The sequence below is a fragment of the Mycolicibacterium anyangense genome, assembly GCF_010731855.1.
In the GTDB taxonomy this organism is placed as follows: domain Bacteria; phylum Actinomycetota; class Actinomycetes; order Mycobacteriales; family Mycobacteriaceae; genus Mycobacterium; species Mycobacterium anyangense.
In genome coordinates this window covers 1,445,018-1,468,059 of the sequence record NZ_AP022620.1, presented here as the reverse complement: position 1 = coordinate 1,468,059, position 23,042 = coordinate 1,445,018, and the positions used below count along the sequence as shown (strand labels likewise).

General features: G+C 69.6%; 22 protein-coding genes. 10 read left to right on the top strand and 12 right to left on the bottom strand.

What is annotated here, in order from left to right; all coding sequences use genetic code 11:
- Positions 1-68 precede the first annotated feature (68 nt).
- Positions 69-2,822, bottom strand: a complete 2,754-nt coding sequence (locus G6N35_RS06940; protein ID WP_246224241.1) for a glycoside hydrolase family 2 protein — start codon at positions 2,820-2,822, stop codon at positions 69-71.
- 232 nt (positions 2,823-3,054) lie between these two features.
- On the opposite strand from G6N35_RS06940, the gene G6N35_RS06935 reads away from it, so the two are divergent.
- Complete coding sequence (locus tag G6N35_RS06935) at positions 3,055-3,720, top strand: GNAT family N-acetyltransferase (protein ID WP_163803586.1); 666 nt, start codon at positions 3,055-3,057, stop codon at positions 3,718-3,720.
- Between the two features lie 6 nt (positions 3,721-3,726).
- Complete coding sequence (locus tag G6N35_RS06930; RefSeq protein WP_163803585.1) at positions 3,727-5,004, top strand: competence/damage-inducible protein A; 1,278 nt, start codon at positions 3,727-3,729, stop codon at positions 5,002-5,004.
- On the opposite strand, the gene G6N35_RS06925 is transcribed toward G6N35_RS06930, so the two are convergent.
- The 5 genes from G6N35_RS06925 to G6N35_RS06905 form a co-directional block, all read right to left on the bottom strand.
- On the bottom strand, positions 5,001-5,240 hold the full coding sequence (locus G6N35_RS06925; protein ID WP_163803584.1) for a hypothetical protein: 240 nt from the start codon (positions 5,238-5,240) through the stop codon (positions 5,001-5,003). The genes G6N35_RS06930 and G6N35_RS06925 overlap by 4 nt on opposite strands.
- A gap of 177 nt (positions 5,241-5,417) precedes the next feature.
- A complete protein-coding gene (locus G6N35_RS06920) occupies positions 5,418-6,218 on the bottom strand; it encodes a M15 family metallopeptidase (RefSeq protein ID WP_163803583.1) in 801 nt (266 codons plus the stop codon).
- Positions 6,199-7,113 carry an alpha/beta fold hydrolase gene (locus G6N35_RS06915; RefSeq protein ID WP_163803582.1) on the bottom strand — a complete coding sequence of 305 codons (915 nt, stop codon included), beginning with the start codon at positions 7,111-7,113 and terminating at the stop codon, positions 6,199-6,201. The genes G6N35_RS06920 and G6N35_RS06915 overlap by 20 nt, the downstream gene beginning before the upstream one ends.
- Positions 7,114-7,173: 60 nt before the next feature.
- Positions 7,174-8,637, bottom strand: a complete 1,464-nt coding sequence (locus G6N35_RS06910) for an amidase (RefSeq protein WP_163803581.1) — start codon at positions 8,635-8,637, stop codon at positions 7,174-7,176.
- A 47-nt stretch (positions 8,638-8,684) separates the two neighbouring features.
- Positions 8,685-9,146, bottom strand: a complete 462-nt coding sequence (locus G6N35_RS06905; RefSeq protein WP_163803580.1) for a hypothetical protein — start codon at positions 9,144-9,146, stop codon at positions 8,685-8,687.
- Between the two features lie 194 nt (positions 9,147-9,340).
- Here G6N35_RS06905 and G6N35_RS06900 point away from each other — a divergent pair, with 194 nt between their 5' ends.
- The 4 genes from G6N35_RS06900 to G6N35_RS06885 all read left to right on the top strand — a co-directional run bounded on the left by G6N35_RS06900 (position 9,341) and on the right by G6N35_RS06885 (position 13,189).
- Positions 9,341-9,496: a hypothetical protein gene (locus tag G6N35_RS06900; RefSeq protein ID WP_163803579.1), complete on the top strand. Its 156-nt coding sequence runs from the start codon at positions 9,341-9,343 to the stop codon at positions 9,494-9,496.
- Between the two features lie 69 nt (positions 9,497-9,565).
- On the top strand, positions 9,566-10,063 hold the full coding sequence (locus G6N35_RS06895) for a lipoprotein LpqH (RefSeq protein ID WP_246224240.1): 498 nt from the start codon (positions 9,566-9,568) through the stop codon (positions 10,061-10,063).
- A gap of 97 nt (positions 10,064-10,160) precedes the next feature.
- Complete coding sequence (locus G6N35_RS06890; protein WP_163803578.1) at positions 10,161-11,849, top strand: hypothetical protein; 1,689 nt, start codon at positions 10,161-10,163, stop codon at positions 11,847-11,849.
- Positions 11,840-13,189, top strand: a complete 1,350-nt coding sequence (locus tag G6N35_RS06885) for a CHAT domain-containing protein (protein WP_163803577.1) — start codon at positions 11,840-11,842, stop codon at positions 13,187-13,189. Before G6N35_RS06890 ends, G6N35_RS06885 begins: the two co-directional genes overlap by 10 nt.
- 5 nt (positions 13,190-13,194) lie before the next feature.
- Here G6N35_RS06885 and G6N35_RS06880 read toward each other — a convergent pair whose 3' ends face one another.
- Positions 13,195-13,851 carry a hypothetical protein gene (locus G6N35_RS06880; protein WP_163803576.1) on the bottom strand — a complete coding sequence of 219 codons (657 nt, stop codon included), beginning with the start codon at positions 13,849-13,851 and terminating at the stop codon, positions 13,195-13,197.
- Between the two features lie 66 nt (positions 13,852-13,917).
- On the opposite strand from G6N35_RS06880, the gene G6N35_RS06875 reads away from it, so the two are divergent.
- Both G6N35_RS06875 and G6N35_RS06870 read left to right on the top strand, forming a co-directional pair.
- Positions 13,918-15,234: a hypothetical protein gene (locus tag G6N35_RS06875; protein WP_163803575.1), complete on the top strand. Its 1,317-nt coding sequence runs from the start codon at positions 13,918-13,920 to the stop codon at positions 15,232-15,234.
- A complete protein-coding gene (locus G6N35_RS06870; protein ID WP_163803574.1) occupies positions 15,231-16,364 on the top strand; it encodes a hypothetical protein in 1,134 nt (377 codons plus the stop codon). Before G6N35_RS06875 ends, G6N35_RS06870 begins: the two co-directional genes overlap by 4 nt.
- Before the next feature lie 32 nt (positions 16,365-16,396).
- Here G6N35_RS06870 and speB read toward each other — a convergent pair whose 3' ends face one another.
- Entirely contained in the window at positions 16,397-17,395 is a 999-nt protein-coding gene (gene speB, locus G6N35_RS06865; protein ID WP_163807523.1) for an agmatinase, read from the bottom strand.
- A 182-nt stretch (positions 17,396-17,577) separates the two neighbouring features.
- On the opposite strand from speB, the gene G6N35_RS06860 reads away from it, so the two are divergent.
- Entirely contained in the window at positions 17,578-17,856 is a 279-nt protein-coding gene (locus tag G6N35_RS06860; RefSeq protein ID WP_407664515.1) for an Rv2628 protein family, read from the top strand.
- A gap of 9 nt (positions 17,857-17,865) precedes the next feature.
- On the opposite strand, the gene G6N35_RS06855 is transcribed toward G6N35_RS06860, so the two are convergent.
- From G6N35_RS06855 to yaaA, 3 genes are all read right to left on the bottom strand, one after another.
- Entirely contained in the window at positions 17,866-18,987 is a 1,122-nt protein-coding gene (locus G6N35_RS06855) for a GGDEF domain-containing protein (RefSeq protein WP_163803573.1), read from the bottom strand.
- Positions 18,988-19,154: 167 nt separating this feature from the next.
- Positions 19,155-19,742 (bottom strand): class I SAM-dependent DNA methyltransferase, encoded by a 588-nt coding sequence (locus G6N35_RS06850; RefSeq protein ID WP_163803572.1) that lies wholly within the window; start codon positions 19,740-19,742, stop codon positions 19,155-19,157.
- Between the two features lie 25 nt (positions 19,743-19,767).
- Entirely contained in the window at positions 19,768-20,514 is a 747-nt protein-coding gene (yaaA, locus tag G6N35_RS06845) for a peroxide stress protein YaaA (protein WP_163803571.1), read from the bottom strand.
- A gap of 101 nt (positions 20,515-20,615) precedes the next feature.
- On the opposite strand from yaaA, the gene G6N35_RS06840 reads away from it, so the two are divergent.
- A complete protein-coding gene (locus G6N35_RS06840; protein ID WP_163803570.1) occupies positions 20,616-21,908 on the top strand; it encodes a GGDEF domain-containing protein in 1,293 nt (430 codons plus the stop codon).
- Here G6N35_RS06840 and G6N35_RS06835 read toward each other — a convergent pair.
- Positions 21,899-23,035: an alkaline phosphatase family protein gene (locus G6N35_RS06835; RefSeq protein WP_163803569.1), complete on the bottom strand. Its 1,137-nt coding sequence runs from the start codon at positions 23,033-23,035 to the stop codon at positions 21,899-21,901. The genes G6N35_RS06840 and G6N35_RS06835 overlap by 10 nt on opposite strands.
- Positions 23,036-23,042 lie beyond the last annotated feature (7 nt).

Below are 23,042 nucleotides of genomic sequence, written 5' to 3'. Positions count from 1 at the left end.
TCCTCAATCCCTTCCACGACGACGGCGGGGCCACCCGAACCCTAGGGCACACCGGCGAACGGCGAACCTCAGCGCACCTGCACCACGACCGGTGCGCTGTTGTAGCCGGTGACCCTCACCCATTGTGCCGGTGGACCGCCGTCGGGCACGGTTCCGGTGACGGTGACGGTCTCGCCGGGGAACACGGTGACGTAGTTGTCGTCGTACTGGATCGGCAGGATCTCGTCGGCCAGCGGGCCGGTCAGCAGTTCGGCCCGCTCGAAGAAGGCGATCCGGGTGGTCGGGTTGTGCAGCTGCACGCGGACGGTGCGGCCACCGTCGGAGGCGCCGGCGCTGATGTCGAGCGGCACCTTCGGCAGCGAGTTCAGTGCGGTCATGTCGGCCCAGCTGACCTGTTTGGAATCGAAGGCGGCGTCGTTGGCCGGCGGCCCCACGTCGTCGACCATCTGGGACTGCCAGTAGACGTTGTCGGCCACCACGGCGCCAGTGGAGTCCAGTAGTTCGCAGCGCACGAAGAACACCGGCGAGTCGGCAGGGCCGGGCGGCAGCGTCATCGCCTGCACCGCCGCCCCCGAGTCGACGCTGACGCCCTCGGCGGCACGGTCGTCGCGCAGCCTGCCCGCCACGTCGTAGGTGCGCACCCGCACCCGCAGGTTCTCCCGCTTGTCGGGGGTCTGGTTGACGACGGTCACCCGGGCCTCCCGGTGGCTTCCGGTGGCGTAGGAGTCGAACACCACCGACAGCGGCTGAAGTCCCTTCTTGGCGCCGTAGTAGGCGCCGCCGGGACGCAGGTAGTAGTCGAAGATGTTGCCGAAGAACGACGGCCAGTGGCTGTTGAGCATCCAGTAGATCGTCATCTTGTGGCCGTCCCAGCCGTTGGCGGCGAACGACTCGAACTGGGCCCGGGTGGCCTCGTAGTGGGCGAGCTGCGCCTTCGCGGCGAACATCTGGGCGCTGGTGGACGGGCCGTAGCGGCGGTCGATGACACGACGGACGTTCACCAGTTGGGAGTTCTGCGGACCGGACCCGGCATGGAAGAACCAGGTGTCGTTGATCGGCCACAGCTTGTCGGGCGGGATGAACTTGCGCAGGCTGGCATATGGCGGGATGTGTTCGTTGTCGCCCTGCTCGGCCGAGGATCCGCGGGCCGCGCCGTAGCGGCCGCTGAACCAGTACGACGGCGGGCGCCAACTGTAGGGCCCGGCCATCTGGATACCGTCCCACTGCGGCTGGCCGCTGGCATCACGGGCGAACGACGACACGGTATCCACCGTCGCGTTCTGCCAGTGCAGGTCGTCGAGAATGCGGTGGTAGTTCGCCAGCACCTCGGCCGGGGGACGTCCGTCACTGCCGTTGGCCCAGATGAACACCGACGGATGCGAGCGCAAGACGTCGATCTGGGAGCGCAGGCTCTCCTGGGCCACCCGGCGGTCCTCGTCGTCCCACTGCGACCACTTCTCCCACTGGTTGCAGCACATCCAGCCGTACATCAGCGGGATGCCCAGCTCGTCGGCCATCTCGACGAAGCGGGTCGAGGAGATCTTGGACTCCAACCGCAGCATGTTCAGGCCGAGGTCCTTGACGTAGTGCAGGATGGCGCCGTCGCGGTCCGGGTCGTACTTGTAGAGCAGGTCCGGGGTGTAGGTGGCGCCGCGCACCAGGAAGTCCTTGCCGTTGACCTTCAGGAAGAAGTTGCCTCCGGTGCCCAGGTCGGCGAACGAGTCGTCGCTGTCGCGGCCCTGGGTGATGGTGCGGATCCCGAACTTCTGGGTGGCGACGTCGGTGGCGACCTGATTCTGGACGAACTCCAGTCGCAGGTCGTACAGGTTCGGCGCCCCCATGGTGTAGGGCCACCACAGATCGGGGTTGACGACGGTCAGTGCGGCGAAACGATCTGGCGTCAACGAGATTTCGCGATCCTCACCGGGTTGCAGCGACACCGGTTCCTCGACGTGGATGGGCACCTTCCCGGCCCGGCTGATCGTCGCGCGCACAACACCGCGGACCTTGTCGGCCGAATAGTTGTGCAGGGTGGTGTACACCGTCAGCTTGGCGCGGTCGGTGTCGGGCAGCGGAAGCTCGGTGTTCACGGTGGCCGCGCTGATCTGAACGGGCCCGGATGTCTTGAGGTGCACCGGTTTCCAGATCCCGGCGTTGCGATCGGGGACGAAGGAGTTGCCGTTGGCCGGATTCTTGTCGGGCCCCTGGTAGCCCAGATAGCGCCAGTTGATCCAGTCGTACCAGCTGTCGGCGAGTTCGACGCCGTTCACGTCCTGGATGGCCCGTTCCGGTGTCACCTTGACGGCCAGCGTGTTCGGCTTGCCGCGCACTATCGCAGAGGTGACGTCGAGTTCGTGGCCGTTGTACATGCCGACGATGTCGCGGTTGGAGGCCATCTTGCGACCGTTGAGCCAGATATCGGCGCGGTAGTTGATACCCGGGAAGTCGAGCACATAGGTCTGCTGGTCGGCCGGCGCATCGAAGGTTGTGCGATACCACCAGTCCTGCTTGTACAGGTCCTGGGGAACCTCGGTGAGCATGTTCTTGCCGTAGTACAGGTTCGGGTAGACCCCGTCCTCCTGCAGGATCTCCAGAACGGTGGCGGGCATCCGCTTGATCGGGTGCCAGCGCGAGTCGTCGTAGCCGGCCTGCGATACCTGCCGGCCGTCGGCGTCCAGCCCGCTGGCTGAGGCCAGTTTCCAGCCGGTGGCCAGTTCGATGTCCTGGGCGGATGACGGCGGGGGACCGGAGAACACCCGGTCATCGCCAGCACACACCAGCAGGAGCACGACCACGAGGACCGCTGCGAGCCTCTTGGCCACCGTCGTCCGACTCCTTCTGATTGCGACACGACAACGGCATGGCAAACGGCAGGTGTCGCGGGTACATCTTGGCAGAGGGCAACCCGCCCTGCCCGTGCTGGTTTGTGTGTGGCTGGGCACAGGTGTCACCTCGATCATGACGCCATCCGCCGCACCGCACATCTTGGCACGATCACACCCGAGTTGGGTGAGGCCGCCGCCCGACCCCGGCGACCGATCTAGGCTTACGGGCATGACCGACCAAGACCGTGCCGCTGCCCGCCGCGAGATCGCCGACGCCCTGCTCAATGCGCTCGAACGCAGGCACGAAGTGCTCGACGTCATCGTGGAATCCGCCGACCGGGACACCGCGATCACGGAGATCACCAGCTTGCTGGGCATCTCCCGGCGCGGCGGTGAGGCCGTCATCGGCATGTCGTTCGACCAGCTCACCAAGGATGCGCGGCGCCGCATCGCCCAGGAGATCGAGGACCTGAACAGCCAGCTCAGCTTCACCCTCGGCGAGCGGCCGGCCAGCTCCGACGACAGGCTGCAGCTGCGCCCGTTCTCCCATGACGACGACCGGGACCTGTTCGCCACCCGCACCGACGAGATCGGCGCCGCCGGCGACGGCTCGGGTTCGCCCGCCGGTGACCTCGACGACGAGATCCGTTCGGCGCGCGAGCGGTCGAATGCCGAAGAGGCGGCCTGGTTCGTCGCCCTCGACGGGGACCAGAAGGTCGGTCTGGTGTTCGGCGAGCTGGTCGACGGCGAGGTCAACGTACGGATCTGGATTCACCCCGAGCACCGCCAGAAGGGCTACGGCACCGCCGCGCTGCGCAGGTCGCGCTCGGAGATGGCGGCCTGCTTCCCGGCCGTGCCGCTGGTGGTCCGCACGCCCGGCAGCATCCGTGGCTGAGCGCGGATGAGCGCGCGGGCGGGAATCGTCGTCACCGGCACCGAGGTCCTGACCGGCCGGGTGGCCGACCGCAACGGCCCGTGGGTGGCCGACCGGTTGCTGGAATTGGGTGTCGAGCTGGCCCACATCACGATCTGCGGCGACCGTGCCGCCGATATCGAGGCCCAGTTGCGGTTCCTGGCCGCCGAAGGTGTCGACCTCATCGTGACGACCGGCGGGCTGGGCCCGACCGCCGACGACATGACGGTGGAGACGGTCGCCCGCTTCTGTGGTCGGGAGCTGGTCCTGGACACCGAACTCGAAGCCACCATCGCGGGGATCCTCAGGTCGCTGATGGCCCGCTACACCGGGGTGGATTTCGACGCCGTGATGGCGGCCAACCGCAAGCAGGCCATGGTGCCGGCCGGCGCCCAGGTCATCGACCCGGTGGGCACCGCGCCCGGTGTGGTGGTGCCCGGGTCGCCGGTGGTCATGGTGCTGCCCGGGCCGCCGCGTGAACTGCAGGCCATGTGGCCCAGCGCCGTGGCCAGCGACATCGTCGCCCAGGCCATTGCCGGCCGGACCGTCTACCACCAGGACACCGTGCGCATGTTCGGGCTCGCGGAGTCCGCACTGGCCGAGACGCTGCGCGAGGCACAGCGCACTGTCGGAGATTTCAGTGCCCTGGAGATCACCACCTGCCTGCGACGCGGCGAGGTGGAGATGGTCACCCGCTACGAGCCGCACAGCGCCGCGGTCTACGCGCAGCTGATGGCGCTGGTCCGGGAACGGCACGGGTCGATGGTGTTCTCCGAGGACGGATCACTGGTCGACGACCAGGTCGCCGCGCTGCTGGCCGGCCGGCGAATCGCCACGGCCGAATCCTGTACGGCGGGCATGGTGGCCGCCCGGCTGACCGACCGGCCGGGTTCCTCGGCGTACGTCGCGGGTGGCATCGTCGCCTACGCCAACGAGGCCAAGACGGCACTGCTCGGTGTCGATGCTGCCCTGATCGACGCCCACGGCGCGGTGTCGCAGGAAGTCGCCGAAGCGATGGCCGCCGGCGCGCTGGACAGGTTCGGTGCCGACACCGCGGTCGCCACCACCGGGATCGCCGGCCCGGGTGGCGGCACTGCGGACAAACCGGTGGGCACGGTGTGGTTCTGCGTGCGGCTGGCCGACGGCACCACGGTGAGCCGGTCGCTGCGGCTGCCCGGCGACCGTTCCGACATCCGGGAACGGTCGACCACCGTCGCCATGCACCTGTTGCGCCGGACGTTGCGCGGCGAGGCCGGCTCGGCCTAGTTCAGGCAGGTCTGCGCGTCGTCGGCGTCGATGTCGTAGCAGACCGTGGTCTGCAGGTCGCACAGTGCGAAGAACCGGCCGCCGAGATCAGCCAGTTCGGCGACGAGTTCAGCCCGGTCCAGGCCGGCTTCGAGAGCCTTGTCCAGCAGCGCGACCAGCTCCGTACGGGGCTGTCCGCGGCGAGCGGCGCGAATCATCCGCCAGGCGTAACGCCTCTCATCGGCGAAATCGTTCATCCGAAAGAGCCTTCCGACGGCGGTGCGACGAGATCGCCGTCATGCACCGGTTTCTTCAGTACCGGCCTAGCCTCCCAACCGGGCTCGGTGCAGTGCCAGGGACTTGTGGCCCACGCATGGTGGGACGTTCGCCATGAGAATCAGACGGAAGGATGGAAATGGCGGCAACCGGGTCCGCTATCCGGTGAGCGCAGCGCGGTCGACCGGAAAGTCGAAGTAGGTGTCGGGGTAGGGCTCGGGCCGATAGGTGAAATGCCACCATTCCTGGTCGTAGTTGACGAAGCCCTGGTGTTCGAGACCTTCGGTGAGCAGCAGCCGGTTCTTGAGTTGGTCACCCTCGATGCGCGGGTCGAGCGTGTGCGCCAGGGTGTCGAAGCAGTCGAACCCGGTCCCCATGTCGATGGAGTTGTCCGGGAACCGGATAGCTTGTGGCGCAGCGCAATCCACCAGAGTCTGGCCGGGAACGTAGGGCGGCTCGGCGGCGGCGGGCAGCGCGACCAGCGTCAGGTCCACGGTGCTGCCGCGGCTGTGCCCGGACTTCTCGGCAATGTAGCCGTCGGCGAACAGCGTCGACTTGTCCACCCGCGGATAGAATTCCGCCTTCATCCGCTGGTCGCCGAGATCCTGTGCCCACGCGACGAAGTCGTTGACCGCCCGTTGCGGGCGGTAGCAGTCGTACACCTTCAGGGTGTAGCCGCGGGCGAGGAATTCCTGCTGGGCGCGGTGCAGTCCGTCGGCGGCCGCCCGGGTCAGGATGCAGGTGGGGGAGCGATAGCCGTCGACCGGGTCACCGGTGAAGTTGTGCGGGGTGAGGTAGCGCATCTCCTGCACGATCGTCGGGTCGACGTCCTGCAGAGCGACGAAGTCCGGCGGTGCGACCGGATCGGGTGCGGCGTGCGCGGGCGATGCCGAGCACAGTGCGAGCATCACCGTGGCGACCAGCGACAAGCATTGCCGCTCAACGGTTTTCTTGTGCATCCCAGATGTCCAGCATGGTGCCGAGAATGTCCTCGGCGCGGCCGAGCCCGGCGAGGTGGCTTTCGCCGGGCAGGTGGTAGAGCTGCGCGTCGGGCAGAAGGCCGACCACATGCTGGCCGTGGGCGAACGGCACGATGTGGTCGCGGTCGCCGTGCCACCAGCGCACCGGCACCTTCACCTCGTCGAGCCGGAAACCCCAGTCCCTGGCGAACACCACGATGTCGGCGAACGGTGCGGCCAGCTGCTTGCGGCTGCCGTTGAGCAGGTCGTCGAGGAACATCGCCTTGAACTCTGGACGCACCAGCATCTTGCGGTCGGCCTCCGGTGAGATCGCCGCGTACAGCAGGATGGCCGGTTCTGCCACCGGGCGGACCAGCCGGATGACGGTGCCGGCCACCAGCCGGATCGGTCCGCCCGCCACGTCGAGCAGCGGTGCGGCGACGGCGCCCAGGGCCATCAGGCCGCCGCCGATCGCGTCGGGACCGACGGTCGGGGCGACACCGCCGAGCACACCGGCCGCCACCACCCGTTCGGGTAACGCCGCTGCGCAGCCCAGGGTGTAGGGCCCGCCCCCGGACAGGCCGACCACCGCCATGGTGTCCACACCCAGCGTGTCGGCGATGGTGGTGAAGTCGTTGGCGAAGGACAGCACGTTGTCGTACTGGAACGGGGTCGACGAGCCGATCCCCGGCCGGTCCAGACCGATGAGCCGGATACCGCGCTGCTCGGCGAACACCCGCGCCTCCAGCGGGATCTGCCGGCGGGCCCCGGGGGTGCCGTGCAGCCAGAAGACCGCACGCCCCTGAGGATCACCGAACTCGGCGAAGCCGATCTGCCGGTCCTCGCCGACAGCGATGGTGCCTTCCAGCTTGGGGCGGGCGATAGAGACAGCCATGGGCTCAGTCTCGCACGCGGGCCGGGGCCGCCCGACCAGGTTGAGGCTGACCGTTGCAGGTCAGTGGCCGCCCAACCAGCCCGACGGCCGGCGATCCGCCCATGGCAGTGCGGTTTCCAACTGCGCGGCCAGCTGCAGCAGGATAGTTTCCTCCGGTGCGGTCAGCTGGACGCCGATCGGCAGTCCGTCCGGGGTGACCCCCAGCGGCAGCGAGATCGAGGCCCAACCGGTGACATTGGCCATCGTGGTCCAGCCGGTGTGGGCGAACTCGACGTCGAAGAAGGCGCGCGTGGTGCCCCGCGGCTGATCCAGCACCCGGTACGGCGGCGGCGGGGCCAGCAGCGTCGGGGTGAGCAGCACGTCGTGGCCGGCCATGCCGGCGGCGAACCGGCGGGTCTGGGCGTGCAGCGAGTCGACGGCATCGGCGTGTGCGACGCCACTGGTGGTGAACCCTTCCCGCATCATCACCCAGGTGCTCGGCTCGAACTCGTCCTCGCGCGGCTCGCGCCCCAGATGCGCGGCAGCCAGGTTGTACAGCTGCACATTGCTGACGGTGTGCAGCACCGCGATGGCGTCGGCCACTGCGTCGGCGTCGAACGACGGGGCGCCGGTGTCGATCCGGTGGCCGAGACCGGCAAGGGCCCGGGCGGTGGCTTCGACGGCCGCGGTGACCAGGGGATCGGTGCCTGGTCCGGGGAACGGCGACTCGGTGGCCAGCAGGATCCGCTGCGGCGCGGGCACCAGATCGAGGGCCGCGGTGAACGGCTGCGGCGGCAGCGGTGCGTTGTACGGGTCGCCCGGCGCCGACCCGGTGACCGCGTCCAGCAGCGCCGCGCTGTCGCGAACGGTCCGGGTCAGGGCGTGCTCGACAGCGAGCCCGTCCAGCAGGTGCCCCCCGGGTGCGAAGGAGGTGCGGGCGCGGCGGGGTTTGAGCCCGACCAGGCCGCAACAGGATGCCGGCACCCGGATCGAGCCGGTGCCGTCACCGCCGGAGGCGGCGGGCACGATGCCGGCGGCGACCGCCGCCGCCGACCCGCCCGAGGAACCGCCCGGTGTGATGGCCGGTGACCACGGGTTGACGGTCGGACCGAACAGCGACGGCTCGGTGGTGCAGTGGTTTCCCCACTCCGGGGTGTTGGTCTTGCCGAACACCACCAGATCGGCCTGCAGGTAGCGCTCGACGAGCCACGCCGTCTGATCGGCGACATAGGTGCGCAGGGCGCGGCTGCCCATCGCTTCGGGCGCCCCGGCCAGCGAGGCGCCAAGATCCTTGAGCAGGAACGGAACTCCGGCCAGTGCACCGGCCGATCCGTTCCGTAGTGTCGCGGCGGCGTCGAGTGCGGCGGCTTGATCACGGCCGCGCTCGAACAGGTCGGTGATGACGGCGTTGAGCCGGCGGGCCGATTCCAGCCGGGTGATCGCGGCCTCGAGCAGCTCCAGCGCCGAGATCTCTCCGGCGGCGGCCAGCGCGGCCTGTCCGATCGCGTCGAGGTCGGCGAGCTCATTGGCGAATGTGGCGTCCATCGCTGCCGATCCTTGCCGCCTACGCTCGCGGCGGCAACCCGGGCGGTTTACCCCGAGTTGCTGCCGCCGAGCAGGGCGGTGGACTGGCTCTGGTCGCTGGCGGCCTGCTGGGCGGCCTGCTGAGCGGCTTGGGCAGCCTGCTGATCCTCAGTGGCCTTCTCGGCCGCGCCCTCCGGGCTGGCCAGCGAATTGCCCGGCTTGCCGGCACTGGCCAGTTTGGCGTTGCAGTTCAGGAACAGCAGCACGGTGTCGGTCACCGGGCTGAAGTTGTCGCCCTTGAGCCAGGGTGCCTTCTGCGAACGGGTGACCACGCAGTCGGCCTGATCCACGGCATCACCGACGGAGGTGGCGATGACCGCCTTCTCCCCGGCGCCGCTGATCGCCGAGGAGGCGTCCGAGTAGGACTTGCCGGCGTAGTCGTCGGCGGCTGCCAGCCCGGTCCCGAAGAACCCGGCCGATACCGCAGACAGGGCAACCGCCCCGACTCCCAGTCCGATGACCTTGTTCACGTTCTTCCGCCTCCCATGCCCGCTTGATCTGCTGCGTCACAGCCGTCGGGACGCGAATTCACAGGCTAGAGCCACTTTCTGCGAAGAAGCTGGATGCTGACTGCCAGCCCGCTGCGGGGGATGGTCCGCAACCGGCACGGTACCGGTCACTTGCGCGACAGTCATCGTTCGCCGGAATGCGGTTCACTGGGGGCATGGCATCGACACGCCGGCACCGCACGTCCCGGCTGCGCGACCCGCTGTCCGTGGGTTTCGAGGCACACCGTGGCCTGCTGATCCTGCGACTGCGCTGGCACGCGCGCGTGGCTCGCCGGGCCCAGCCCGCGCCGGGCCGAAGTTGGGATCGGTAGCCGAGGACCACATCTGTACTTGCTCTCGACGGCGCCACCGGGGCGACGGGAAGAGCGAAGGGAATACAGGTGAAACGAGTTCTCGCGGTCGGTGTCGGCGTGATCGGCTGCAGCATGCTGCTGATGGCGTGCTCCGACAACAACAGCAGCGGCAAGGGCACCGCGTCGGCGACCGGTTCTGCGACCGCCACCGCCGCACACGCCGGCACCGGCAAGACCTCGGTCAAGGTCGACGGAAGCGATCTGCCGGGTTTGGACCTGAGCACGGTGACGTGCGTGAAACAGGGCGGCAACATCAACATCGCCAGTGGAGCCATCGGCGGTCAGCAGGGCCTCGGTGTGGTCATGACCGACGAACCCACGCCGAAGGTGACCTCACTGGGCATGGTGGTCGATGGCAACGCACTCGCGGTGAGCGACACCATGGGAGTCAAGACTGGTTCTGCCGACGTCAAGGTTGACGGCAGCACCTACACCATCAGCGGTGAAGCCGCCGGCGCCGATATGAAGAACCCGATGGCCGGCATGATCACCAAGAAGTTCGAGATCACCGTCAGCTGCAGTTGAGTTGAGCCAGCAAGGACAGGGATGGCGGACGTGTCGGGCACGTCCGCCATCCCGGCGGTTGTCCGGGCTGGCGGGCCGGCCGACCTATGATGGCGCCGTGTCGATCCCCGGCCAGCTGCAGCACGCTCGCCAGCTGATCCTGGCCGCCAAGGAGGAGGCGGCCAAAGACGTTCTGCTGGCGGCACTTCCCGAGATCGAGCGCGCGCAGCGCGACGAGGACGCGTTGGAGGCCTTCGCCCTGCTCGGCGAGCTGTATCTCAACCGAACCGCCTACGACGGCACCGAGGAATGTCTGCGGCGGATCGACGACACGTTGGCCGGCTACGCGCAGGCTCCGCCCGGCTCCGACGCCGATCGGATGGTGCGGCGCTACCGGATGCGGGCCCAATTCCTGCGGGTGGGCCTGGCGGCGGCGCACGGCGAACACGAGCAGGCCGCGCTCGAACTCGCCATCCTGCAGGACGACGAGGGCGGCCAGCGGTTCCCGGAGCTGGCCGCCGACCAGCAGCACCTAGCGACGCTGGCCGGTGTGCTGTGCGCGACGGCGTTGGCCGACGACGATCTGCACGCCCGGGCAGCAGCCCTGTGGCGCAACGTTATTCCGGTGATCGACCAGCTCGCCGAACCCTCCGACGCCGTCGATCAGGTGCTGGTCGCCGGCGGCTTGGCCTACGGCCGGTTCTGTGTCGAGACCGGTCGGCTGGCCGAGGGCGAGCAGTGGCTACAGCGGGCCGGTGCCCGCGCGCAGCGCCGGGACTGGACCTTGTACTGCGCGCGAGCCGAACTGGAGAAAGCCGCGGCAAGCTGGATCCGAGGTGACCACCAGAGCACCGAACGCCTTGTCGGGGGTGCTTACCCGGCGCTCGCCGAGGGTAACCGCGCCCACGACGTGTCACGGTCGTGGCTGTACTTCGGGCTCACCCGGCTCGGGGTCGGCATGGTGGACGCGGCCGACGAATCGTGGTCGCACGCCGAGCGGCATTGGCGAGAGATCAACAAGCCCTTGCATATCCACCGGATCCTGGTGCAGCGCAGCTGGATCTCGGTGTTCCGCGGCCGGTTCGCCGAGGCGGTCGAACTGGTGGCGCAAGCCCGCGAATTGCTGGACCAGTGGCCGCGCTCGAGTTGGCTGCAGTATGCGCGCCTCGACGACCACCTCGGCAACATCTGGCGCGCGGATGCGCTGGCCGACATGGGCTTCGACGGGATCAGTGAGCCGACCGACGACTACCGGGCCACCGAGGCCCGGCAGGCGGCGTCGCTCGGTGTCACCCACGTTGAGCCCGGGAGTCCGGCGCACCGCAGTGCCATGGCCAAGCTCGAACGGGCGGCAGAGCTGAAGATCCCCGCTGCGCTGGCCGTCGACTCGGTTCGGTATTCGATGCGCGACGCCGAATCCCGCTGGCGCTGGGGAGCCCACGTCTCAGGCCGGATGCTGGCGGGCGCCTTCTCGGTGGCCTGGGAGTGGGAGAACACCGAGCTGCTCGGTGAGCTGATCGAATACCACAGTGCGCGTGGGACATTCGCGCACGAACCGCTCGATGAAGCGTCCACCTGGGATGGCGGAGTCGCCACCACGGTGGTGGCCGACACCGCGGCGGAAGAGGCGCTGGCCGCCGCCGGGGATTCGGTGGACGGTCTCACTCTGACCACTCTCGGCCCGCTGCCCTCCCTGCAGATGGATCCGGCCGGCGGGGCCGTCCTCGAGCGCTACCGGCAGCTGGCCCAGAGCCGCTACGGGCAGGTCGTGACCTCCGATGGCCCGGTGTGGACGACATGGCCATGACATCCACCACGCTGGTACTGCGGTTCGCCGATCTCGGCGTCGCCACCTATGCGAGCCTGCGGGTCGTCGGACGGCCGGACCGCACGGTCACCTGGGTGGTCGAGGAACCGATCCTGCTGGCGGCCATCGAGGAACTGCAGGGCGCGCTGCCCGATCCGCAGGGCGGCGAGACGCTGGCCGAGGCGCTGGACCGTGCGCTGACCAGCGGCCCGTTCGCCAGCCCCGACCGCGAGCTCACGCTGGCCTACATCCTCGGCGTGCTGCTGATCTGCGCCCCGGCCTGGCAGCTGCTGGCCGACTGTGCCGCCGGTCCCCGCCCGCTGCTGTACATCTCGCCGAGCGCACGGCTGGCGCGCATCCCCTGGGGGCTGGTCGCCGTCCCGCTGACCGGGCCGAGCCGCGACGAGCTGATCGCGGCCAGGGCGGACGCGATCACCACGCGGGGCACCAGGGCGGCCCGCATCGCGTGGCAGCTCGCCGACATCGACACCCTGACCGAAGGCCGCCGGCTGATGGAGCTGGCCGACGTGGTGATGGCCGTCCCCCCGAACATCACCCATTCGGCGCGGACATCGGTGAGCTGGGCCGAACGGCGTTCGGGCCCAGTACTTCTGGTTCTCGACCCCCGGGTTCCCGGGCAACGGCCCGACTCGGCACTGGGTTCGGTTCTGGGGCGCCCGTCGGCCGAGACCGTCCTGTCGCGACACTTCGGTCAGGTCATGGTGCAACGCGCCGTACTACCGGATGCCGGCTCGGCGGTCGACCTGTTTCGCCGCAGCGATGCCGACCGCGGCTGGCTGGCCGACCAACTGAGGCACCGACCCGGCCGGCTGCTGTACGTCGGCCATGCCAGTGCCGCCGACCGGGCGCACGGCTATGCCGATCGCGCCGCGATCCACCTTGCGTGCACCTCGGCACTTCCGGGGGCCGCCGAACCGGTTGGCGATCATCGCCCGCTGCTCGCGGCCGACCTGATGTCGGCTCAGCTGCCGATGCCCCCTCGGGTGGCATTGCTGGCCTGCGGTTCGGGTGGCGACTACCAGTTCGACGAGGCCACCGGGCTGGTGGCTGCCATGGTGTTGTGTGGCAGCCAGTTGGTGACCGCGACGCTGTGGTCACTGCCCACCACGGCCGGCTACCGGCGGTTCGCCGGGCGACTGACGGATCCGATGGCCGAGGTGGTCGTGGCGGTCGACGAGGCCCACGAATCCGAGGACGCGATCGTCGCACTCAATCAGTGGCAGCGCGACCAGATGCGGCGCTGGCGCGATGGCGACACCAGCGCCAGCCCGTTGTATTGGGCGGCGCTGGTGACATTTTCGGTGGATGGTGCTCGGTGACCGGGTCAGCCGGGCGGCAGGCAGACGGCCACGGTGCTCTCGTCCTGCGGATGGTAGTAGGCATCGATGATGCTGCCCGGGGAAAGTCGCGGCAGCGACGCGGCCGGCACCACCGTGGTCTCCTGGGCCGGGAACTGTCCGCCCCCGCGGCGCCGGACCATCACGTCGAGCTCGACCTCGCGAAGATCATCGTCGGCGCAGCTGGTGCTGCGCATCCCGGTGACGACGCCGGACGAGCGGGTGCCATGCCGGATGAGGTCGAGCTGGTGGTCGCGCAGCGGCCCGCGGCGCACCCGGTGCTGACCGGTCGCGGCGCGCACCGCGATCACGTCGTCGGCCAGCGCGATCCGGTCGGGGGCCTGCGGGTCGAAGGTGACCAGCAGGATCATCCCGGGCCGCAGCGCCGCGACGGCGGGGTCGCCCTCGCGGTGGCACAGTCGGCCGGCGAGGCGTTCGCCGGCCACACTGTCGACCTCGATGACCACCAGAGGGTCGACCGAGTCGGCGATAGCCCAGACCGTGCCGAGCGCGACGGTCCTGGGGACCGCGGGTCGGCGCCGCGACGGTCGGGGCGGCTGGCCGCACAGACCGGCGGCGACGATGATCGTGGCGAGTGCGATGGCGGAGGCGACGGCAATGGCGCCCAGCAGGGTGTCAGACATGCGGGCAAGGCTGCCGTGGCGGCCGCACTACCGAACCCAACTTTGCCGGGCCTCTATTCTGACGGCATGGACGCCGGGCCGGGATCGGTGCTCACCGCCGGCGCGGCCGTGCCGCGGCGGGCGGTCATCGATGGTGCGTGGCGGGCGATCGGGTCCGGTGTCGAGGTGCTCAGCGGGGACGACGGCGGCCCGCTGCGCCGCACCGTCAAGCGCATCCTCGACCCCTTGGTGCTGAGGCTGCGGGCCAACACCGCCTACTCGGCCCCGTTCGTCACCGCCGACGTCGCCGCCGAGATGACCGGCGTGATCGCCGAGCACGCCGAGACGCTGCGTGCCACCGCGGCGTGGTTCGCGCTGATGAAGTCGCAGCGCCGACGGCTGCGGGTGACCACGGGCAATGCCCAGGATCTGTATTTCCCGGTCTGTTTCGAGTTGGCGGTCACCAAGGGCGCACCCGCCCTCGACGGTGCGGATGTGGCCGAGACGACGCTGCGGGCACTGCACGACGACCGCGACCGCACTGATGTGGAGGTGTTGAACCGGCACCTGGCCAACCCGCAGGTCGTCACGCGACTGACCCGCCAGCTGCAGCACAGCTGGGGTGATGTGCAACCCGGCGACACCATCACCGGACCGTTCTTCGCCGGCCTCACCACAGTTCTGGGGCCGGCCGATTCACATCGGGAAACGGTTGCCCGGCAACGGGTCTGGACCGCGCTGATCGCCGACGCCACACCCTACAACGTGGGTGCGGCAGCCCGGGTCGCCGGCGCCGAGCTGCCGTGGTCGATCGTGGTACTGGGGCTGACCGCACAGTTGCCGCTGCGGCCGCCACCGCTGACCGGCGATGCCGACTCCCGACCGCTGGATCGCGGTGTGGTCGATCGGGTCCGGGCCACCCTGCGCCGTGCCCTGGATCGCGACGAGTTGCCCGATGTTCCGCTGCTGTGTGCCGAGGAGGTCGACCGGGCCTGCGCGCCATGGGGTCTCCTGGGTGAGGACCGACAGGCCACGCTGATTGCCGGCATCGAGGTGGCCGGGGAGCTGCGACCGCTCGATGAGCAGGCGAGTGCTCGCTACGGGCTGGCGGCCACCATCCAGGCCCGGCTGCGCAAGGAGGCCTACGTGCTGCATGCCCGCCGCGCACTGGCCGCAGGCGGGCCGATGCATCCCCGCCAGCGCCCCGTCGTCGACGACCTGGCCGCGTTCGCCCGCCCGTATCTGAGCCGGCTGTGGGCCCGCCTGCATGGTCGTGACGTATGGCAGGAGTCGTGCGACGACGTCGACGACATCCGGGCGTTGCTCGAAGGAGTGGCCCGATCGGTGAGCCTCGATCACCGCCAGCGCATCAAAGCGATGCTGGAAGTCCAGGTGCAGCAATGAGATTGGTCGCTGACGGGGGAATGTGGAGCATCGGGCCTGCGCCCGCCCCGGTGCCGCTGGCCGCGGTGGTGGAGGTCGACGGGGCGGTGCTGGCGTGGACGGTCGACGCCCCGGAGGCCGCCGCGCGGATCACCCTGACCGATCCGGGCCGGGCGGACTGGTGGTGGCGGGTGGTGGGCGAGGCCGGCCATCACGCGCTCGTCGAGGCCGCCGGCAGTGCCCCGCCCGATGCCGCGGCCGTGCTCGATCTGCCCGGCATCGACGTCCGTCCCGGCTCGTTGGAGCCGCTTCGCCGGGTGGCGCTGGGGCACTGGTTGCGCCGATTCTGGCCGGAGAGCATCCGGGACGCGATCGCCGCGCTGGATCCGGCCGTCCTGGACGCCGAACTCGCAGTGGCCACCATCGGAGCCGAGGACTTCTTCGGCGACGGGACGCTGGACTCGGACATCACCGACCTGCTGGCCCCGCATGCCGCGACGTTCGTCGAGCTGGTGGCCGGGGGAGACCCCCGGATCGTGGAGCTGGCCCGCCGCTGTGTGGATCTCGTCGAAGAGATGGGACTGCTGGCGCCGGGGTGGTCCGCGGTGGCCGACGCGATCGAGGTCCTCTCGACGGTGCCGTCGGCGGCAGCGGGCCGCCAGGACGACTACGCACTGGCCGCGGGCCGGGACACGATGGCCGAATCTGCCGGGGTGATCGCCAGGGGAGCGGCGTCGATGACCTACAGCGGTGTGCCCGGGTCGGTGTTCGATGCGGCCGAGGACACTGTGCGCTGGACCATCGCTGTGCAGGACGGTCAGGCAGTGGCGGTGCTCAGCACGCTGACACTCGGGCGGGGAACCCCGGATGGAATATCGATTAGGTTGCGCAACAACAAGTTCCGGGCGGAAGGTGCGCTCGATGCGCAGGGCCGGGCGACGCTGCCGCTCCTCGGTGCCGCCGGTGAACCGCTCATGGCGGCGCAGGCCTGGGACGCCGACTGGACGGCCACCACGGTGACCGTAGGGGCTGAGGTCGACGAGACCGCCGAAGTGCGGGAACGCATCCGGCGGTTCGCCAGGAACCGGCTGGCTGAACCCCGCCCGGGTGCTTTCCTGGCCGAGATCCTGGCTGCCGAATCCGATTATTGATACGGCGGGCTGGAGCGAAGCGACCCGGGGAACTAACGGGCCAGCGGTGAGGGTGGGCCCGGCTTGGCGTTGGCGGCGTCGCGCCGGCGGGCCGCCATCCCGGCCAGAGCCTCGAACACCACCCGGTGCGCGGCGTTGACGGTCAGTTCGGCGTGGTCGTAGGCCGGTGCCACCTCGACGACGTCCACCCCGGCGACGTCGTGTTCGTAGCACAGCTGGCGAACCATCCGCAGCAGGTCGGCGCTGGTGATACCGCCCGGCTCGGGCGTTCCGGTGCCGGGTGCGTGCGCGGGGTCCAGCACGTCGATATCGACTGAGACGTAAAGCTTGTCGGCCTTGGCCAGGGCTTCACTGACCGCCTGGTTCATCACCTCTTTGAAGCCGCGTTCCCAGATCTCCTGCATGGTGTGCCACACCATGCCCTGTTCCTGCATCCACTCGAAGGTGTCCTGCGGCGGCCAGTAGCCGCGCAGGCCGACCTGGACGAAATGGGTTCCCGGCACGGCACCGGATTCGATCAGCCGTCGCATCGGGGTGCCGTGGCTGGCCAGGTTGCCGTCGATGATGTCGGCGGTATCGGCGTGCGCGTCGAAATGCACGATCCCGACGTTGCCGTAGCCATGAACCTCAGCGACTGCGGTGGCCGCCGGCCAGGTGATCGAGTGGTCACCGCCGAGGATCACTGGCACGATGCCGCGCGAGGCGATGGTGTGCACCCGCTCGCGGATGTTGGCGTGCGACTGTTCGGTCAGACCGTGCGGGCACCAGGCGTCGCCGAAGTCGACCACTTCGAGCCAGTCGAAGATCTCCAGGCCCAGATCCATGTGATATGTCCCGGGCTCATAGGCGGTGGAACGAATGGCCCGTGGGCCGAATCGGGCACCCGGACGGTTGGTGGTCGCCACGTCGAACGGCGCGCCGACGATCGCGACGTCGGGCTGCCAGGAGTCCAGCTGCTCGGGTTCGGTGAGGAAGGGCCGATTGCCGAACGAGGCGACGCCGGCGTACGGCAGATCCAGCTGTTCGGCCATCCCGGGCGGCAATTCGCGGTGGGGCTTGTGTTCGTGGCCGGAACTCATGCGGCAGACAATACCGCCGCGCACCGCGACAGGCGGTGCCGTTGGCCCCGTCGAGTGGGTGACCTAGTGCCCTTGGCGCCGATGGCCGATCGGCAGGACAGTGAGGTAGGGCGGGCGCACGGGGAGGAAACGCCATGATTCGGTTGATGCGCAACGGGTTCGGATGTCACCTGATCGCGCGCCGGTCCCGGGTCGGCCCACCCACCTTTCGGCTCACCGATCGGCTGCACGAGGGCCGGACGGTGACGGTGACGATCAACGAGATCGCTGCCACCGTGTCGGACTGGCTGGCCGAACTCGGGGTGCACAGCCCGATGGTGGACCAACTCGCGTCCGCGCTGCGGGGCGGGAACTGGACTGCGGTGCAGACGATCGCCGATCACCTGGCGGTAGAGATCACCGCCGCACCCTGACGCACCAGATCAGATCAACGGCGCTTCGTCGTCGTCATCGTCGTCGACCACGCTCAGCGTCGGGCGCACCACATAGCGGGCCTGGTTGCCGCCGGCACGACGGGCGTCGAACATCGCCGTCGTCGCCAGCGCCACGATCTCGTCGAGAACATCGTGCGGGGGCGCCTCCACCAGCGGCCGAAGCGGCGTGCTGACCACGCCGATGCTCGCCGTCATCCCGGTCGGGCTGCCGGCGATCGCGCCACGGACCCGCTCGACCAGAGGGGACGGGTCGGTGGTGGTGAACGTGTCGGCGATCAGGTACTCGGCTTCCCCGATGTGGGCGACGATGGCATTGCGGCGCACCGTTTCCCGCAGGGCCTGGCCTGCTGCGATCCGGGCCCGGTTGCCGCCGCGGTTGCCCAGCACGCTGACCATCGCTGCGAAGCTGTCGATGGTCACCAACGCGACCACCAGGTACCGGTCGTCGTCGCGGTTACGAGAGGCGAGCAGGGTCGCGGTCTGTTCGTAGAACGATTCGCGGTTGAGCAGTCCGGTCAGCGGTTCGAAACCGTCGGGCCCGACCGCGGTTCCGGTCAACCTGACCACCAGGCGGCAGGAAAAAGCGGCGAAAGCGACCAACAGCAGCAGCATCACCGTGGACACCACGGCCATCAGCGCGTCGTGCTGGCCGACCTGGATCGCCAGGTAGCCGATGGTCACGATCGCGACCCCGATGATCGCGCCGAGCAGTCGCATCCCGTGCAACAGCGCCGCGTATCCGATCATCAGGGCGAACGACGGCGCGCCCAGCAGTCCGTACATCGGGTCGGCCGGCACCAGGCACGCGACCGGGACACCGATCATGGAACCCGCGGCGAGCAGGGCTGATTCGGTGCGGGTCGGCCACCGGTGGCGCAGCCAGAGTGCGCCGGTGACGAAGCAGGCCACCACCACGCCGGCCAGCAGCGGCGTCCCCGCCGGCTCATGCAGCGGAATCGGGCTGATGAGCACCACCAGCAGCACAGCACCCAACGCGAACAGGAATGAGGCGATGACGCGCGAGGTGAACGTCTGCGCACCGCGCGCGGCCAGCATCGCGGTGAGCGTGTAGTACTGATTGAGGCTGCGGCCTACCCACGGCAACCTCATCCACAGTCCCCTCGACGATCAGATCGGCTCATGGGTGACCAGCAATCCATTTACACCCGGCGGCCATGGCCGGGGACCGAGCCTAGCGAACCGTAACAGGGCTGGCCACCCCCGTGGCGGCAAAACCGGCAGATGGACTGATTTGCGGCGTTCGGTCACTGGCGGCGTCAGCCGTTGCGGTGCACCGACACCGCGTAGTCACCGCCGGCGAAAGACTGGCGATCCCACGTCGACCACCGGGATACCAGGGCCAGGCCGGCCTGCTCGGCGAGTTCGTCGTAGCGCTCGATCGGCAGGCGGTCGGGCCGCAGGCTGAAGCCGGCGACCAGCAGACCGCCGGGTGCCAGCCGAGCAGTCACACCGGCCAGCACCTGAGCTTCGGTGCCCGGCTCGAGGAAGATCATCACGTTGCCGGCCAGCAGCACGAGGTCGAACGGACCGGGCATCGCAGCGCCCAGAGCGGCAAGGTCGGCCTGCACCCACGGCAGATCGGGTGCCTTTCTGCGGGCCGCCGAGAGCATGCCGGCGTCGGCGTCCACCCCGGCGACCGAGAACCCGCGGCGGGCCAGTTCGATGCCCACCCGCCCGGTTCCGCAGCCCGCGTCCAAGACCGACTCGGCCCCCGCATCGCGCATCAGCTGCTCGACCAGATCGGCCTCGCCGTGGATGTTCTGGCCGGATTCGGCCAGCGAACGCCAGCGTGCGTCGTAGTCGTCACCGCGCGGCGCCGTGGACTTCTGCCACCGGTTGCTCATCACACCATCGTGGCAGAGCTTCGGCTCAGGCCCCTACGATGATCGTCAGCTCGTTCCCGTCCCGTTCGACCTGCATCTTGGCCCGTCGTGCCACTGCCGCGACCGCCGCCGCGTCACCGGGTTCGGATCTGCTCGCCGCCAGCACCCGAGCCAACCGGCCCTTGTGCGCCTTGTTGAAGTGGGTGACCACGGTGCGCCGGCCGTCGGGGTGCTGGGCCAGGACATCGACCCGCACGGCCGAAGCCAGCTTGCCCAGCCCCGCGTAGGAGCCCGACCGCAGGTCGACCACCAGTTCGGCGGCGGCCAGTTCGGCGAGGACGGGTTCCAGGACAGGCCGCCAGCGGGCGGCCAGAGTCGGACGCCCCGGCAGTTTGGAAGATGCCGACAACCGGTAGGCGGGCACCGCGTCGTCGGCGCGGAGCACCCCGAACAGTGCCGAACCCACCGCGAGCCGGGCCCGGGCCCGAGCCGCTTCGGCACCCCGCAGGGAGCCCACGTCGAGCGCGTCGTAGAGCACGCCGGTGTACCGGTCGATCGCAGGCAACGTCGGCGAGGTGAGCAGAGCGGCGTTGCGTGCGATCTCGCCGTCCTGGGACGCCGACAGGCCCAGCGCCCGCCGGCTGGCCTCGACGTCGGAGGCCAGCTCGACGAGTTCGTCGACCAGGGCGGTACGCATCGGGGTCAGGTCCGGCGAGCTCAGCGCATCCAGCCGCAGCGGTGGGCCGTCGCCTCCGGCCTGTTTGGTCTCCGACGGCGGCAGCAGCACGATCACGACGCAGTACCTTAACTCGTCGGCAGCGCGACCTGCGTGAAGGCGCTTGCGGCGCCGTTCCTTTACCCTGTATTGACCTGGATGTAAATTGGTCGGCGGTAGTGCGCAAACGGTATTGGGGGCCGTATTCGGTGCTGGATGAAGAGCTGTCCGTCGCGGAGGACGTCCGTAGGCTGCGGCTGCTCATCGACCGGCTGCCCGCGCTCATCGGCTACTGGGACCGCGACCGGTGCAATCTGCTGGCCAACCGCACCTATGTCGAGTATTTCGGGCAGGGCCGCGGCGAGATCCGCGGCATGCACATGCGCGAAATCCTCGGTGCGGAGCTCTACGCGACGCTCGAGACCTACGTCGACGCCGTCCTGGAGGGCAACCCGCAGGTCTTCACCACCACCTTGATCGATCCGCTCGGGCGGCCCCGGCAATTCGACGCGTCCTACATTCCCGACATCATCGCCGGCGAGATCCGCGGCTTCTATTGTCACGCCGTCGACATCACCGACCGCGTCGAGGCCGAGCGGGAGCGTGACGCGGCGCTGCGGCTGTTCCAGATCAGCATGGCCAACGCCCCATTCGGGGAGGCCGTGCTGACCACCAGCGGGCGGGTGCTGCGGGTGAACCCGGCGCTCTGCCATCTGCTCGGATACCGCTTCGAGGAGATGGCCGGGGCCGACTACCGGACCTACGTGCACCCCGCCGACGTGGCCACCGGTGAGAACGAGATGGCATCGCTGTTGAGCGGTGCGGTCCAGCAGATCTCCTCCGAACGCCGCTATGTGCGCTGCGACGGCTCGGTCATCTGGCTGCAGCGCACCGCGGTGCTGGCCCCGGGGGCCGAGTACGGCGCCGACGACGTTGTGATCGCGCAGTTCCAGGATGTGACAGCGCGGCGATGCGCCGAAGCCGAGTTGGCCCGGCTGGCGGTCACCGACCACCTCACCGGCCTGCACAACCGGCACGCCCTGGTCAGCCGGATCGACGAGCACCGGGCGGTGGCACCGGGCGCCCCGGTCGGCATCGTCTTCGTCGACCTCGACGGGTTCAAGCGGGTCAATGACGAGCACGGACACGCGGCTGGCGACGATGTCCTGGCGGAGGTCGCGCAGCGGCTCAAAAGTGCTGTGCTCCAGCCGAATTCAGTGTTCCGCCTTGGTGGCGACGAGTTCATCGTCCTGGCGCCCGCCGCCGACGAGACGTCGGTGGTGGCGGGCCTGGCCCAGGACGTCTGCACCGTGCTGACCGGGCGTTACGCGGTGGGGCCGGTGGACGTCACGTTGTCGGCATCGGTGGGCTGGACGTGGGGTCCCACCGATGATCTGGAGGAGTTGATCCGCCGCGCCGACGCCGACATGTACCGGCACAAAGCCCGGTTGCACCGGCCGGCTCAGCGGTAGGCCAGCAGCAGCGGGACGAGCTGCTCGGCGCCCGTCAGTGAGCCGTGGTGGCCGACGAGTGCGGACTCGCCCGGCTCGACGGTGCGGCGCAGCAGCGCAGCGTTGTCGCGGGCGGCCGCCACGATGTCACCGATGCGCGGCCGGACCCGATCGGCGACGGTCTCGCCGAACCAGCCGGCGTCGATCGCCTCATCCCGGGCCAGCACCCACGCTCGCGCGCCCAGGGTCTCCCGCCAGGTGGCCAGTACGTCGTGCACCGCACCGTCGCGGGCGTACACGTGTCGGGCGCGCGGTTCTCCGCCCACAGCCTCGATACCGTCGAAAAGCGTTGGGACACTGTCGATATCGATGGACTCGTCACCATCGACGGTCACCATGCCGTGGTCGGCGACGACGGACAGCAGGCCCCCGGGCGGTAACTCGGCGACCACGGATTCGACCAGCCGGTCGACGTGGCGCAGCTGCATCCGCCATGGCTGCGATCCCGGTCCGTAGAGGTGGCCCAGCAGATCGAGCTCGCTGTGGTAGCCGTAGCAGAAGCCGCCGGCCCGCACCGTCGAACTCACCTGTGCGGCCAGGTCGCCCAGCGCGTGCACGCCCACGTAGCGCCCACCGCGCAACACCGCGCGGGTCAGCCCGGACCCGGTGAACTCCGCGCCGGAGATCACGCTCACGGCGATCCCGGCCGCCGCGGCGCGTTCGAAGGTGGTCGGCAGCGGCTGCAGGGTCTCGGGTACCACCGTCTCCCGCAGATCCTCACCCCAGGGATACGGGCGCCAGCGCAGCGCGTTGATCACCCCGACGTCGGGCACCCGGAACGAGTAGCCGACCATGCCGTGGCTGCCGGAGGTGCAGCCGGTGCCGACGGCGGCCAGCCCGGCGGCGGTCGTCGAGGGGAAACCGACCTGCAGGGTCGGGCCGCGCAGCTCGGACATCACCGGCGCGTCGGCGCTGTGGCGGTCGAGCAGTTCGGCGCCCAGGCCGTCGATCAGCAGCACGCAGGCCCCGGCGATCGGACCCGGCAGTGTGATGCGGGAGTCGAAACCGCCGGCGCCCATCGCGGCGAGCACGGCGGGCACCACGTCGGCCAGATGCGGGACGCCGGGGTCGGGGCGGGGGAGATCCACGCACCGA

Bases quoted from the DNA above. Each gene is read 5' to 3' on its own strand.
- G6N35_RS06935 (WP_163803586.1), top strand. From the start codon at position 3,055: ATGACCGACCAAGACCGTGCCGCTGCCCGCCGCGAGATCGCCGACGCC.
- G6N35_RS06930 (WP_163803585.1), top strand. From the start codon at position 3,727: ATGAGCGCGCGGGCGGGAATCGTCGTCACCGGCACCGAGGTCCTGACC.
- G6N35_RS06850 (WP_163803572.1), bottom strand. From the start codon at position 19,742: ATGAGCAACCGGTGGCAGAAGTCCACGGCGCCGCGCGGTGACGACTAC.
- G6N35_RS06880 (WP_163803576.1), bottom strand. From the start codon at position 13,851: ATGTCTGACACCCTGCTGGGCGCCATTGCCGTCGCCTCCGCCATCGCA.
- G6N35_RS06885 (WP_163803577.1), top strand. From the start codon at position 11,840: ATGGCCATGACATCCACCACGCTGGTACTGCGGTTCGCCGATCTCGGC.
- G6N35_RS06910 (WP_163803581.1), bottom strand. From the start codon at position 8,637: ATGGACGCCACATTCGCCAATGAGCTCGCCGACCTCGACGCGATCGGA.
- G6N35_RS06900 (WP_163803579.1), top strand. From the start codon at position 9,341: ATGGCATCGACACGCCGGCACCGCACGTCCCGGCTGCGCGACCCGCTG.
- G6N35_RS06855 (WP_163803573.1), bottom strand. From the start codon at position 18,987: ATGAGGTTGCCGTGGGTAGGCCGCAGCCTCAATCAGTACTACACGCTC.
- G6N35_RS06870 (WP_163803574.1), top strand. From the start codon at position 15,231: ATGAGATTGGTCGCTGACGGGGGAATGTGGAGCATCGGGCCTGCGCCC.
- G6N35_RS06915 (WP_163803582.1), bottom strand. From the start codon at position 7,113: ATGGCTGTCTCTATCGCCCGCCCCAAGCTGGAAGGCACCATCGCTGTC.
- G6N35_RS06925 (WP_163803584.1), bottom strand. From the start codon at position 5,240: ATGAACGATTTCGCCGATGAGAGGCGTTACGCCTGGCGGATGATTCGC.
- speB (WP_163807523.1), bottom strand. From the start codon at position 17,395: ATGGCCGAACAGCTGGATCTGCCGTACGCCGGCGTCGCCTCGTTCGGC.
- G6N35_RS06860 (WP_407664515.1), top strand. From the start codon at position 17,578: ATGATTCGGTTGATGCGCAACGGGTTCGGATGTCACCTGATCGCGCGC.
- G6N35_RS06920 (WP_163803583.1), bottom strand. From the start codon at position 6,218: ATGCACAAGAAAACCGTTGAGCGGCAATGCTTGTCGCTGGTCGCCACG.
- G6N35_RS06875 (WP_163803575.1), top strand. From the start codon at position 13,918: ATGGACGCCGGGCCGGGATCGGTGCTCACCGCCGGCGCGGCCGTGCCG.